The organism is Phytoamicus setariae (assembly GCF_016722925.1).
GTDB lineage: Bacteria > Pseudomonadota > Alphaproteobacteria > Rhizobiales > Rhizobiaceae > Rhizobium_E > Rhizobium_E setariae.
Genome location: NZ_JAEQNC010000004.1, coordinates 404,508 through 417,252, shown reverse-complemented (window position 1 = coordinate 417,252; position 12,745 = coordinate 404,508). Strand labels below are relative to the sequence as shown.

Below are 12,745 nucleotides of genomic sequence, written 5' to 3'. Positions count from 1 at the left end.
ACCTTTTCCGGATACCTCCTTCGATGATTGAAGTTGAAAAAATCAGCAAGATTTACGGGCCGAAATCCACCGGCTACCGCGCCCTGGATTCGGTTTCGATCGATATCAGGCAGAATGAATTCTTCACGCTGCTCGGACCGTCGGGTTGCGGCAAGACCACGCTCCTGAGGACCATTGCAGGCTTTGAGAGCCCCACGAACGGTGACATCCGCCTCAATGGCGAAAGCCTTGTCGCGTTGCCGCCGCACCGGCGCTCCGTAAACACGGTGTTCCAGTCCTACGCCCTCTTTCCGCATATGAACGTCGCCAAGAATATCGGCTTCGGGCTGACAATGCTTGGAAAGCCGAAAACGGAAATCGACGCAACCGTCGCCAGGATGCTCGATCTGGTGCGACTATCTGATCTTGCCGACCGGCAGGTCAGCCAGCTGTCGGGAGGCCAACAGCAACGTGTGGCATTGGCCAGGGCGCTTGCGCCGCATCCCAAGCTTCTGCTGCTCGACGAACCTCTTTCGGCGCTGGACCTCAAGCTGCGCAAGGAAATGCAACTCGAACTCAAGCGGCTGCAGGCGGACACCGGCATCACATTCATCTTCGTTACCCACGATCAGGAAGAGGCATTGACGATGTCCGACCGGGTCGCGGTGATGAGTCACGGAACAGTGCGCCAGATCGGCCCGCCGAAAGAGATCTACAATCGCCCGACCGAACGGTTCGTGGCTGATTTCATCGGGGAAACCAATTTCCTCAAGGTCGAGATTGTCGGGTCCGTGGGGGAGGATATCCAGGTGCGCCTTCCGTCCGGGGCCATTGTGCGGACAAGGGGAGCTGACATGTCGGCCTCTTCAGGGGCGGCGACACTGGTTGTTCGGCCGGAACAGGCAACCCTCTGCGCTCCTGAAGTCGGCGTGTTTCAAGGTGAACTGCGGCAGGTCGTCTATTCAGGCACAGATACCCATTTCCACGTCGTACTCGACACCGAGGCGCTCTTCATCGTCCGGCAGCAGAATGCGCGACCTGAGCTTGCCACCGGCATGGTTGTCGACGGGCGCGTTGGCATCGCCGTGCCCGATGTCGCCGGATTTCTCCTGAAAGACTGAGGCGATCCAATGAGCAATTCTTCCACGAATATCGTGCGGACACGTACCTTGCTGCTCGCGCCCGCGACATTCATCTTGCTTATCGCCGCAATCCTGCCACTCGGCATCGTGGTGATCTACTCGTTTTTGACACCCGGCGACTACGGAGGCGTGGTCTGGAAGTTTTCGACGGATGGCTGGGTTCGTGTCGTCGCCAAGCGCGACATGTTCACCAGCGAAATCGGGTTTGCCACCGACAATCTCATGATCTTCTGGCGTTCCATCTCGTTGTCGATCGTCACGACGATCCTGACCCTGATCGTCGGCTTCCCGATCGCCTATTTCATCGCTACGCGTCCGCGAAGGACCCGCGATGTCTGGATGCTGCTGGTGATGATCCCGTTCTGGACCAACCTGCTCATTCGAACCTTCGCGATCATGCAACTGTTTCGAAACGAAGGCACCGTCAATTCGATCCTGCTCGGCCTCGGTCTGGTCGATAAGCCGTTGCAGATGCTCTACACCGACTTCGCGGTGTTGGTCGGCATGGTTTATGTCTATCTGCCGCTGATGGTCCTGCCGATCTATTCGGCCATGGAACGGTTCGATTTCAGGATCGCCGAAGCCGCCTACGACCTCTACGCGCCGCGTTCAAAGGTTCTCACCAAGGTGATCCTTCCTATTGTGAAACCGGGGATCGTCGCAGGTATCATCCTCGTTTTCGTGCCCAGTCTCGGGGCCTACGTGACGCCCCGCGTACTCGGCGGCGGCAAGCAGCTGATGCTCGGCAATCTCATCGAGATGCAGTTTGGCCAGGTGCGGAACTGGCCGCTCGGCGCAGCACTTTCCATAACCCTGGTCGTGGTGGTCGCTATCGCCCTCTTCTTGCACGCGCGCTCGTCAAACAATGTCGGAGACAGCAAATGAGCAGAACGTTTGACGTCAAACGGCAAGGCGCTTTTACGACAATTGCGATCACCGGTTTTATCTTGCTTTACCTGCCCATTCTGGTGCTCGGCGTCTATTCGTTCAATGCAAGCGAGTCGCTTTCGATCTGGGCCGGGTTTTCCTGGAAATGGTATGCGACGGCCTGGGCGAATGTTCGCGTTCAGGATGCTACATTCCGCTCGCTGCAACTGGCGGCCATTGCATCGGTCATCTCGACCACTGTCGCGGTGCTTGCAGCGCTTGCGACGACGCGGGGTACTCCCTGGCGGGGCCAAAACCTCATGTCCGCCATGATCAACCAACCCTTGATGGTTCCCGAGATCGTCACTGCCGTGGCGTTGCTGGTGTTCTTTGCCATGATCAAGCAGGCGACGGGATATACCGGCATGGGTTACCTGATCCTCGCGCACACCGCCTTTTGCATTCCGTTCGCCTATCTTCCGATCCGTGCGCGTCTTCAGGGTATGGATCTGTCGCTCGAACAGGCCGCCGCAGATCTTTACGCTCCGCCTGCGAAAGTGTTTTTCCACGTAACGCTGCCGCTCCTTTATCCGGGCGTTCTGTCCGGTGCGATGCTGGCGTTCGTCATCTCCCTTGATGACGTGATCATAACAGAATTCCTCAAGTCGGCTGGGCAGGACACGCTGCCCACCTACATGCTCGGGCAGATCCGCCGGATCATCACGCCCGAAATCAACGCCATCGCCACGGCGCTGCTTGCGCTCTCCGTGCTCATGGTTCTGGCGGTTTTTTTCCTGAGCCGAAAACCCACAGAAGAATAAACGACCAACAGAGGAGATACGAAAATGAGACTAGCACTGATGTCGGCCCTCGTGATGACGGCAACCTGTTTCACTCCGGTTCATGCCGAAGGCGTGCTCAATATCTACAACTGGGGCAACTACACCAATCCCAAGCTGATCGAGAAATTCGAAAAGCAGTTTGACGTCAAGGTCACGATGACCGACTACGACAGCAATGAAGGCGCATTGGCCAAGATCAAGGCCGGCGGGCATGGATTTGACGTCGTCGTGCCTTCCGGCGGCTTCGTGCAGGCCTACATTGCCGAAGGGCTGCTGATGAAGTCCGAGCCCAACAGCATGGAAAACTTCAGGAATGTCGACCCCCGCTGGGTTGACGTCGACTTCGACAAGGGCCGGCACTACACAGTCCCGTGGCACTGGGGTACGAACGGGCTTGCGGTAAACACCGGCGTCTATAACGGCGACATCGGCACCCTGGACATTATCCTCAATCCGCCGAAGGAACTCGACGGAAGGATCAACGTTGTTCCGGATATGGGAACATTGTTGCCGATGGTCGCCGTCGCGATGGGAGGCCAGCAATGTACGTCGGATCCCGCCATTCTCAAGAAAGTGCGTGATGCGCTGGTGGCGGCCAAGCCGCATTGGCGGTCCATGGAATACGGCTCCATCGAGAGCTTCGCGAATGGCGATTACGACGCGGCTCTGTTCTACAACGGCGCTTCCATGCGTGTCCGGCAGGCGAATCCCAAGGTCAAGTTTGCGCTTCCGAAATCCGGATTCAAGATCTGGATGGACAATCTCGCCATTCTCGCCGATGCCCAGAACGTCGAAAATGCGAAGCTCTTCATGAACTTCATCATGAAGCCGGAAAACGCTGCGCTGAACTCGAATTTTACCCGCTATTCCAACGGTATCGTTGGATCTGAAGCTTTCATGGACAAGGATATGGTTTCCGCACCTGAACTTACCATCCCCGACGATGTGAAGTCCGCCGGCTTTGTTGAAGAGGGATGCTCTCCCGAGATCATGCGCCTCTACAGCGCGATCTGGACAGAACTTCAGCAGTAAGTACCAAAACGGCGCACCGCTAAGGTGCGCCCCTCCCAAAGAATGATGGAGCTGGAAATGGTCGTAAGGCCCGACTTGATAATTTTGAACGGCAAAGCCATTACGTTCGACCCTGAACAGCCTCGCGCCCAAGCCGTGGCAATCTCCGGCAACAAGATCGTGGCGGTTGGCGGTTCAAGCGATATGCGGGCACTCGCCACCGAAGATACGCGCATCATCGACGCAATGGGAGCGACCATTCTGCCCGGCTTCATCGACAGTCACGTTCACCTGTTCGCCGGCGCGGCGGAACTCGGCTATCTCGATCTCGCCGGGGTATACGGCATCGAAAAGCTGCGTGATTTGGTTTCCGCATATTCGATCCAGTATCCCGACGATGAAATCCTGTTCGGTGTTGGGGCAAGTTATCAGGTAATCGGCCCCGACCGTCACCCAACGCGGCAAGACCTCGATCTGGTGTCCCCTGACCGACCCTTCGCCATGATTTCAACTGACCATCATACGGTCTGGGCAAACACATCGGCGCTGGAACTGGCCGGCATTCTTCATGGAGCAGCGGTCGACCAGGGCGCCGAAATCGTGATGGCGGCGGATGGCAGGGCTACAGGCGAGTTGCGGGAAGCCAGTGCATTCGCCGCTATCCTTCTGCGCACACGTTTCGGCGGGCGTGAACTGGCCGGCATGACCACCGGGGCTGATCCGGTTCCAACGCCCACGCTTGAACAGCGGGCTCGAGACAAGGAAGCCCTTGCTCAAGGGCTGCTACACTGTGCCCGCCACGGCATCACCGGCCTGCATAACATGGACGGCAATTTCTATACTCTTGAATTGCTGGACGAGCTTCGCTCCGAGGGCCGTCTTGTCTGCCGCGTCGAAGTTCCGTTCCACTTCAAGAACACCGACGGCCTCGAGCGCTTCGCGGAGGCGGAGGAGATGCGCCGCCGGTGGAACGATGACATGCTCTGGTGCCGCCGCGTGAAGATGTTCCTGGATGGGGTAATCAAAAGCCGGACGGCATTGATGGTCCGCCCCTACCCGGGAACCACTCACCATGGCGACGCGGTCTTCGGGGTAGAGGAGTTCAACGAGGCCTGCATTCGAGCTGATGCGTTGGGTTTCCAGATCGCAGTGCATGCCATCGGCGATCTGGCTGTGCGCCGGGTCCTTGACGGGTTCGAGGCAGCCCGCTCAGCCAACGGATCACGCGACTCCAGGCACAGGATAGAGCATATCGAAACGCTGCATCCTGATGATTTGCCGCGTTTTGCAGAGCTTGATGTCATCGCGTCCCTTCAGCCCGGTCATGCGCCGTTTGGCGGTTTCTTCGATAAGGAGGGCTTGAACAGTCTGCTTTACCCGGAACAGAAGCCTTTTGCTTTTGCCGGTCAGCAGCTCCGTGACAGCGGCGCGAAGGTGATATTCTCGACGGATTGGCCCGTCATGCCGGTGGATGCCATGGGCAATATCCGGGCCGCAGTCGTGCCCGTCGAGATGCCGGCCCCATGGGAACCGCAATCGCAGAGCCTGGAAGAGAGCTTGTATTCCTACACCGCCGGCAATGCCTATGCGCAATTTGCGGAAGACCGGCTCGGCAGGCTTCGACCCGGGATGCTCGCGGACGTCGTGCTCATGGATATGGATATCGAGGCGCTGGAACCGGAGGCACTCGGGCAGGCGACTGCGCGCATGACGATTTGCGGAGGCGCGGTGACTTGGGAGGCGTGACCGGAAAACCGGGATTGCCATGCAAGTGGGATTGGGCGTAGCACGAACCGGAACCAATGGGATTGGGACGCCTGACATTTCAGCCGAGCAGGGGGCTGGTATGTCCGGCATTGAATTACGCAGCCTGTATCCAAGGAAATATGATGTCTGGCCAATCCCACTTTGATGACGCGTTTCGCTTTCCGGTTTGGCGGCAGGGACTGCCCGAGCAGACCATTTGCCCGCCGCTGGCGCAGGACACATCTGCCGACATCGCCATTGTCGGCGGCGGGTTCGTAGGGCTCTGGAGCGCGTTGAAGGCACGAGAGCGCTGGCCTGATGCGCAAATCGTGGTGATCGAGGCCGCATGTTGCGGCGAGGCTGCCAGCGGCCGCAACGGTGGATTCTGCGCGCCGAGCATTTCGCATGGTGTAGCCAATGCGGTCGCACGATGGCCGGGGGAGGCCGAAACCCTCGTTCGTCTGGGCCGGCAGAACCTTGACGCGCTTGAAGCCGATCTCGGCACTTACGGCATTGACGCCGAGTTCCAGCGTTCCGGCAAGCTGAACGTGGCGGCGAAGCCGTGGCAGGTCGATTCCCTCCGGGCAATGAAGGAGCTCTATGGCTCCTTCGGCATCGATGCGCAGCTTTTGGCGGGGCGCGATCTCGCGGAGCGACTGGACAGCCCGCTCTATGTCGCTGGCCTTTTCGAACCGAATTATGCACTTGTTCACCCTGGAAAACTCGTTTCCGGCCTTCGCGCGGCCTGCCTTGCCGCCGGAGTTGCAATCCACGAAAACTCGAGAGTGACCTCGATCTCGCGACGGAACGACCACATCTATCTTGGCACTCCTGACGCGATATTGAAGGCGCCCAAAGTGGCTTTGGCAACGAATGCCGATATTCCGCTGCTGCGCCGTCTGCGCCCGACCATTCTTCCCGTGTTCGATTATTCGCTCGTGACCGAGCCGTTGTCCGACGAACAGTTCCGATCCATCGGATGGAGTGGCAATTACGGCGTGGCAGACTGCGGAAATCAGTTCCATTACTCCCGGAAAACGGCAGACAACCGGATTCTTTGGGGCGGGTTTGATGCAATCTATCATCGCGGCGGACGCCGAGACCCTGAACTGCTGGATCGCGCGAAAAGCTTTGCGACACTCGAGGCCAACTTTTCGGCGGCATTCCCGGCGCTCGCAGGGGTACGGTTCGACCATCGCTGGGGCGGCATTATCGACACGTCAGCACGCACGACGTTTTTTGCCGGAACCGCGTACGCTGGCCATCTTGCCTATGCGCTCGGCTTCACCGGCCAAGGCGTATCGGCCTCGCGTTTCGCGGCATTGGCGATGCTCGATCTTCTTGAGGGAAAGCGTACCGAGCGGACGGAATTGCGGATGTTGCGCAGCCGTCCTGTGCCCTTCCCACCGGAGCCATTCTGCGACATTGCCGTCCGGTGGACCCAACGCGATCTTGCTCGCGAGGATGAGACCGGCCGGCGTTCCCCGATGTTGCGCGCGCTCGATCGCATCGGCGTCGGCTTTGCTTCCTAAGGCTACGAACAAGAAAGAGGACTGAAAGTGACCGATCCAGCCAATGTCATTGGATTTGACGCTGCGAAAATTGCGCCGCGCACCACGGAAACATCCGACCCGACCGTCGTCGATACGCCCTATCGCGCGCAGAGCTGGCGCCATTTCGAGGCGCGGGATCGAGGGGCGATCGCGGGCATCTGGGAGGCTGAACCGCATCTCGAGCGCTGCCATTGCGATTATGACGAGCTGTGCCATATCCTTGAAGGCTCCGTGCGGCTTACCGATAAGGCAGGCATATCTCGCGTGTTTGGTCCAGGTGATACCTTCGTGGTGTCGGCAGGCTTTGAAGGAACTTGGGAAAATCTGACGCCGGTTCGCAAGGTGTTTTTCATCCTTGCCAAAGCCTAACGGTGCTGTCACGCCTCCGGCCTGTTTGTGTGACGTGATATGTATCTAGGAATGCAGACGCGCATCCGGAGCATTCTAGTCGAACTGCCCCTTCAACTCTGGCGTTTACACAGGGTGTAGCAGATGCCTACGACCGCGGCGCGACATTGGATCTTGCCAAGGCGGTGGGTCCTCGGTTCCGTTCGGGTTAGTTGTGCGAGTTGTAGCGAAGGGTGTTCCTCGCTGCGGGGGTGTAAAAGAATAATTTCCGAAACATGAATTGAAAAGTGGCAGTGGCCACGATCGCCGGGTATCTTGACCAACGGAGCATGCCAAGCGGAGGAGAGATCAGTGGCTGAAAGACTTGATGCCAAGCGGGAAAAGCAATTCGACATTGCGGCGAAAGTTGCTGCAGCGACCGGCGGTCTTTACCTCGACCCCGAAATTCTCTTCAAACGGGCCAGCGACGACGATCTCAAACAATATACTCCTGAAATGCTGGCATATGCGGCCGTGCACTCGGCCGGTGAGCTCGCCAGATGGAACGGCAAGGTGCCGCGCGTCAGCATCGAACCGATCGCGAACGTCGAGCCGGGCGGAGTGGCTGTCTCCGTGCTTTCCGTGACTGACCACAACATGCCGTTCCTCTACGAGTCGGTCATGGGGGAGGTGACAAGCAGCTATCGCGATCTCCATATGGCGGTTCATCCAATCTTGGTGACCGAGGAAGGCAAGGCTCCGGAACTCTATTCAGCCGAACGTCGGGGTGCTCCGGCAAATCGCGTCAGTCACATTCAAATTCACCTCGCGCCTCTGACAACGCTACAATCTGCCGAGCTGACGAAGCGCGTGAAATCGGTGCTGGAACAGGTACGGCTTACCGTCACCGACTGGAGGCCGATGCTCACCAAGCTGGATGCGGTGATTGCCGAGCTATCGGCCTATAGTGCGGGCTACAACAGGGCCGATCGCGACGAGGCACTCGCGTTCCTCAGATGGTTGCGCGACGAGAACTTCACGTTCCTCGGCATGCGGGAATATATCTATTCCGGCAGGGGATTGCATGCGAAAGTCGAGCGCGACGAAGGTGCTGGTCTCGGCATCCTGTCGGATCCGGATGTGCGCGTCTTGCGCGCGGGCAAGGATGCCGTGACCACCACGCCCGAAATCCTCGCATTTCTCGATGGCGAGGATTTCCTGATCGTTACCAAGGCCAACGTCAAATCGGTCGTACACCGACGCAGCTACATGGACTACGTGGGCGTCAAGCGTTTCGACGACATGGGCAACGTCACCGGCGAGCTGCGCATTGTCGGCCTCTTCACGTCGACGGCCTACACGTCGGCCGCAGACGAGATCCCACTGCTGCGCTCGAAGATCGAGCGGGTAAAGGCCCACTTTGGCTTCGACCCGATGAGCCATTCGGGCCGCATGCTGGCCAATACGCTGGAATACTATCCGCGTGACGATCTCTTCCAGATCGATACGACTTTGTTGGCAACCTTCGCCGAGCAGATCAATGATCTGGCGGACCGGCCGCGGGTGCGGGTGCTGCCGCGCATCGACCACTTCGACCGTTTCGTCTCGGTCATCGTCTACGTGCCGCGCGAAGAGTATGATTCCATTGTCCGCGAGAAGATCGGCACCTATTTGAAGACCGTCTATGACGGCCGCGTCTCCGCCTACTATCCGGCCTTTCCCGAAGGTGGGGTCGCGCGCGTGCATTTCATCATCGGACGCTCAGGCGGCGAGACACCGCGAATTCCCCAGGCGAAGCTCGAAGAGACGATCCGCGGCATCACCGCGCGTTGGGACGATCGCTTCCAGGCACTGGCGGGACACAAGGCCCCGGCGATCGGCGTCAGCAACGCCTTTCAGGATTCCTTCACACCCGAAGAAACTGTATCCGATCTCGCCAACATCCTTGCCTGCGCTGGCGGCGAGCCGATCCGCATCGAATTCTATTACCGCGAGGAAGAGCCCGACCCGGTCCTGTCGCTGAAGATCTTCCACGCTGGCGGCCAACTGGCACTGTCACGTCGCGTTCCGCTCCTTGAAAATCTCGGCTTCAACGTCGTCAGCGAGCAAACATTCGATATAGAGGTGCCGGCTGCCGAGGGTGTGACGACACTCGTCGTCCTGCACGATATGGAAATCGAAGCCCGCAACGGCGGCACGATTGATCTGGAGCGGCACGGGGCCGCATTGGAAGAAGCCTTCGTTTCCGCCTTTGACGAGACGATCGACAATGACAGCTTCAATCGGCTGATCCTGTCTGCGGGTTTGTCGGCGCGCGAAACCAATGTGCTGCGGGCCTATGCGCGTTATCTGCGTCAGGCAGGCATCGCCTACTCGCAGGATTATATTGCCGCGACACTGGATAAATATCCGGCCATTGCCGCTGCCATGTTCCGCCTCTTCCATGATGCGTTCGACACCAAGCTGGCCGAAAAGTCCCGCCCAAAGACGCTCGAAGACCTGCACGCAATGATCGAAACAGCTCTCGCCGAAGTGCCAAGCCTCGACGATGACCGCATCCTTCGCCGTTATGTCAACAGCATCGACGCGACGCTTCGCACCAACTACTTCCAGCGCAATCCGGATGGCTCGCCGAAGGCGATGCTCGCAATCAAGCTCGATCCGATGCTGGTCGACGGGCTGCCGGAACCACGGCCGTTCCGGGAGATCTTCGTATACGGCGTCGAAGTCGAAGGCGTGCACTTGCGGTTTGGACGGGTGGCGCGCGGTGGACTGCGCTGGTCGGATCGCGCAGAGGATTACCGGACGGAAGTGCTGGGTTTGGTGAAGGCCCAGCAGGTCAAGAATGCTGTCATTGTGCCTGTTGGTGCCAAGGGCGGCTTCTATCCGAAGAAACTTCCTGTCGGCGGCAACCGCGACGAGATCTTCAACGCCGGCCGCGATGCCTACAAGACTTACATCCGCACGCTGCTGTCGATCACCGACAATATTTCAGGCTTCGATATCGTGCCGCCACCAGACACCGTTCGCCTCGACGGCGACGATCCCTACTTCGTCGTCGCGGCTGACAAGGGCACGGCAACCTTTTCCGATACCGCCAATGCCCTGGCGCAGGAAGCAGGCTTCTGGCTGGACGATGCTTTCGCCTCCGGCGGCTCGGCGGGTTACGACCACAAGAAGATGGGCATCACGGCTCGCGGCGCCTGGGAAACGGTCAAGCGCCATTTCCGCGAGATGGATATCGATATCCAGACCATGCCTTTCACGGTGGCCGGTGTCGGCGACATGTCCGGCGATGTCTTCGGCAATGGCATGCTGCTTTCGCCGAAAATCCGGCTTGTCGCCGCTTTCGACCATCGCGACATCTTCATCGATCCGGATCCGGATATGGACAAAACGCTTGCCGAACGGCAGCGGCTGTTCAATCTCGCTCGCTCCAGCTGGCAGGATTTCGACAAGACCATCCTGTCGAAGGGAGCCATGATCATTTCGCGCGCTTCGAAATCCGTGACGCTGACACCGGAGGCGGCCTCCGCGATCGGCATCGACAAGACCGTTGCGACGCCGTTCGAGATCATGACCGCGATCCTCAGGAGCCCGGTTGATCTGCTCTGGTTCGGCGGCATCGGCACATATGTCAAATCGCTGGCGGAATCGGACGCTGCAGTCGGCGACCGCGCCAACGATCCGATCCGCATTGCTGCTGAGGAGGTGCGCGCCAAGGTGATCGGCGAGGGCGCCAATCTCGGCGTCACGCAGAGGGGGCGTATCGCCTATTGTCTGAACGGCGGACGGTGCAACTCCGACGCCATCGACAACTCAGCCGGCGTCAACACCTCGGACGTCGAGGTGAACATCAAGATTGCGCTTGCCGCAGCCATGCACGATGGACGGCTGACACGGGCAAAGCGCGACCAGCTTCTGCCGTCGATGACCGAAGAGGTTGCCGCGCTCGTTCTTCGCAATAACTACCTGCAATCGTTGGCGATTTCGCTGACTGAACGCAAGGGTACGGCAAACGGGCTGGAGCTCGCACGCTTCATGACCGTGCTCGAAAGCGCCAAGCAACTGAACCGCAAAGTTGAAACACTGCCTGATGATGTTGCTTTTTCCGAACGCTACGCCGCCGGAAAGCCGCTAACCCGTCCGGAGATCGGTGTTCTGCTGTCCTATGCCAAGATCGTGCTCTTCGACGCGCTGGTGGCAAGCCAATTGCCTGATGATCCCTATTTCGCCGCGACCCTTGCCGAATACTTCCCGGCCAAAATGCAGAAATCGCATGCTGCCGATATTGCTGGCCATCGGCTGAAGCGTGAAATCGTTGCAACCGTTCTGGCCAACGAGGCGATCAACCGCGGTGGCCCGGCCTTTGCTGTCAGCATGATGGACGCGACCGCGGCCTCGGCATCGGACGTGGTACGGGCCTCGATCGTCGCCCGTGATGGTTTCGACCTTGCGCGGCTCTGGACTGAAACGGATGCACTTGACGGTCGAATCTCCGGCCAGATGCAAAACCGCATCTATGAGGAAACCGGCCATGTCTTCACGCTGCTGACGCGCCTGCTTCTGAAGACCGGCACGCTGAAGGGTGATACGTCGGAAATCGTCAGCCGGGTTCAGGTCGCTCTCAAGAAACTCAAGCCGATTTTCGCCAGCCAGATGCCGCCGGAAATCGCCGCACGCAAGGCCGAGTATCAGGAGGCCGGAGTGCCGGAGAAGCTTGCCGAGGAAATTGCCGGTCTCTTGAGCCTGGCACTGGTGCCGGAGATCATGCAGATTGCCGATCGCACCGGCGAGCCGCTCGCACGCGCCGCCGAAAGCTACTTTGCCGTGTCGCAGACTTTCCGTGTCGGCCGCCTTCTCGTTGCAGGCAGCAGGATCGTCACCTCGGACCACTATGAAAATCTGGCTCTGGCTCGCAGCATCGACCAGATCGCCAGTTCCCGGCGCGACATCGTCATTGCGGCACTCGCGGACTACGGCAAAGAGAAACTGCCGGTACAGGCCTGGCACGCTGAAGATCGTGTCCGCATCAATCGCATTGCCGAGGAGCTGTCTGGCCTCAGCGACAGCGGCGACCTGAATCTTGCGCGGATGACCGTTGCCGCCGGTTTGCTGACCGATCTTGCACGCGACATGGTGAGAAAGGATTAGATTTGCGCTTTGGCACGTACCGCCTAAGAGCCGGACGTAGCGCCGCGGTGTGGATCTTGTGGAGCGTCAGAGTCACTTTTCCCGGGGGGCGACATTAATTTGGGTACCGTTCCCGCAGGCACTC

8 protein-coding genes are annotated in these 12,745 nt (G+C 59.1%); all 8 read left to right on the top strand.

Translation table 11 applies throughout. The features are described from left to right. Window positions 1–23: 23 nt before the first annotated feature. The 8 genes from JJB09_RS09640 (at window position 24) to JJB09_RS09605 (ending at window position 12,621) form a co-directional block, all read left to right on the top strand. Window positions 24–1,100: an ABC transporter ATP-binding protein gene (locus JJB09_RS09640; protein ID WP_201656676.1), complete on the top strand. Its 1,077-nt coding sequence runs from the start codon at window positions 24–26 to the stop codon at window positions 1,098–1,100. 9 nt (window positions 1,101–1,109) lie between these two features. Next, window positions 1,110–2,006 carry an ABC transporter permease gene (locus tag JJB09_RS09635; RefSeq protein WP_201656673.1) on the top strand — a complete coding sequence of 299 codons (897 nt, stop codon included), beginning with the start codon at window positions 1,110–1,112 and terminating at the stop codon, window positions 2,004–2,006. Continuing rightward, window positions 2,003–2,809 carry an ABC transporter permease gene (locus JJB09_RS09630; protein ID WP_201656670.1) on the top strand — a complete coding sequence of 269 codons (807 nt, stop codon included), beginning with the start codon at window positions 2,003–2,005 and terminating at the stop codon, window positions 2,807–2,809. Before JJB09_RS09635 ends, JJB09_RS09630 begins: the two co-directional genes overlap by 4 nt. A 24-nt stretch (window positions 2,810–2,833) precedes the next feature. After that, on the top strand, window positions 2,834–3,862 hold the full coding sequence (locus JJB09_RS09625) for an extracellular solute-binding protein (protein WP_246748637.1): 1,029 nt from the start codon (window positions 2,834–2,836) through the stop codon (window positions 3,860–3,862). A 57-nt stretch (window positions 3,863–3,919) separates the two neighbouring features. After that, the gene (locus JJB09_RS09620; RefSeq protein WP_201656668.1) at window positions 3,920–5,587 is read left to right on the top strand and encodes an amidohydrolase; all 1,668 of its coding nucleotides are present in this window, start codon (window positions 3,920–3,922) and stop codon (window positions 5,585–5,587) included. Window positions 5,588–5,730: 143 nt separating this feature from the next. Then, window positions 5,731–7,119: an NAD(P)/FAD-dependent oxidoreductase gene (locus JJB09_RS09615; RefSeq protein WP_201656666.1), complete on the top strand. Its 1,389-nt coding sequence runs from the start codon at window positions 5,731–5,733 to the stop codon at window positions 7,117–7,119. A gap of 27 nt (window positions 7,120–7,146) precedes the next feature. Further along, window positions 7,147–7,509 (top strand): cupin domain-containing protein, encoded by a 363-nt coding sequence (locus JJB09_RS26905; protein ID WP_201656665.1) that lies wholly within the window; start codon window positions 7,147–7,149, stop codon window positions 7,507–7,509. A gap of 330 nt (window positions 7,510–7,839) precedes the next feature. After that, a complete protein-coding gene (locus JJB09_RS09605; RefSeq protein WP_201656663.1) occupies window positions 7,840–12,621 on the top strand; it encodes an NAD-glutamate dehydrogenase domain-containing protein in 4,782 nt (1,593 codons plus the stop codon). Window positions 12,622–12,745: the final 124 nt, after the last annotated feature.

Coding starts and splice junctions, on each gene's coding strand:
- JJB09_RS09640 (WP_201656676.1), top strand. CDS start 24: ATGATTGAAGTTGAAAAAATCAGCAAGATTTACGGGCCGAAATCCACC.
- JJB09_RS09635 (WP_201656673.1), top strand. CDS start 1,110: ATGAGCAATTCTTCCACGAATATCGTGCGGACACGTACCTTGCTGCTC.
- JJB09_RS09615 (WP_201656666.1), top strand. CDS start 5,731: ATGTCTGGCCAATCCCACTTTGATGACGCGTTTCGCTTTCCGGTTTGG.
- JJB09_RS09630 (WP_201656670.1), top strand. CDS start 2,003: ATGAGCAGAACGTTTGACGTCAAACGGCAAGGCGCTTTTACGACAATT.
- JJB09_RS09620 (WP_201656668.1), top strand. CDS start 3,920: ATGGTCGTAAGGCCCGACTTGATAATTTTGAACGGCAAAGCCATTACG.
- JJB09_RS09625 (WP_246748637.1), top strand. CDS start 2,834: ATGAGACTAGCACTGATGTCGGCCCTCGTGATGACGGCAACCTGTTTC.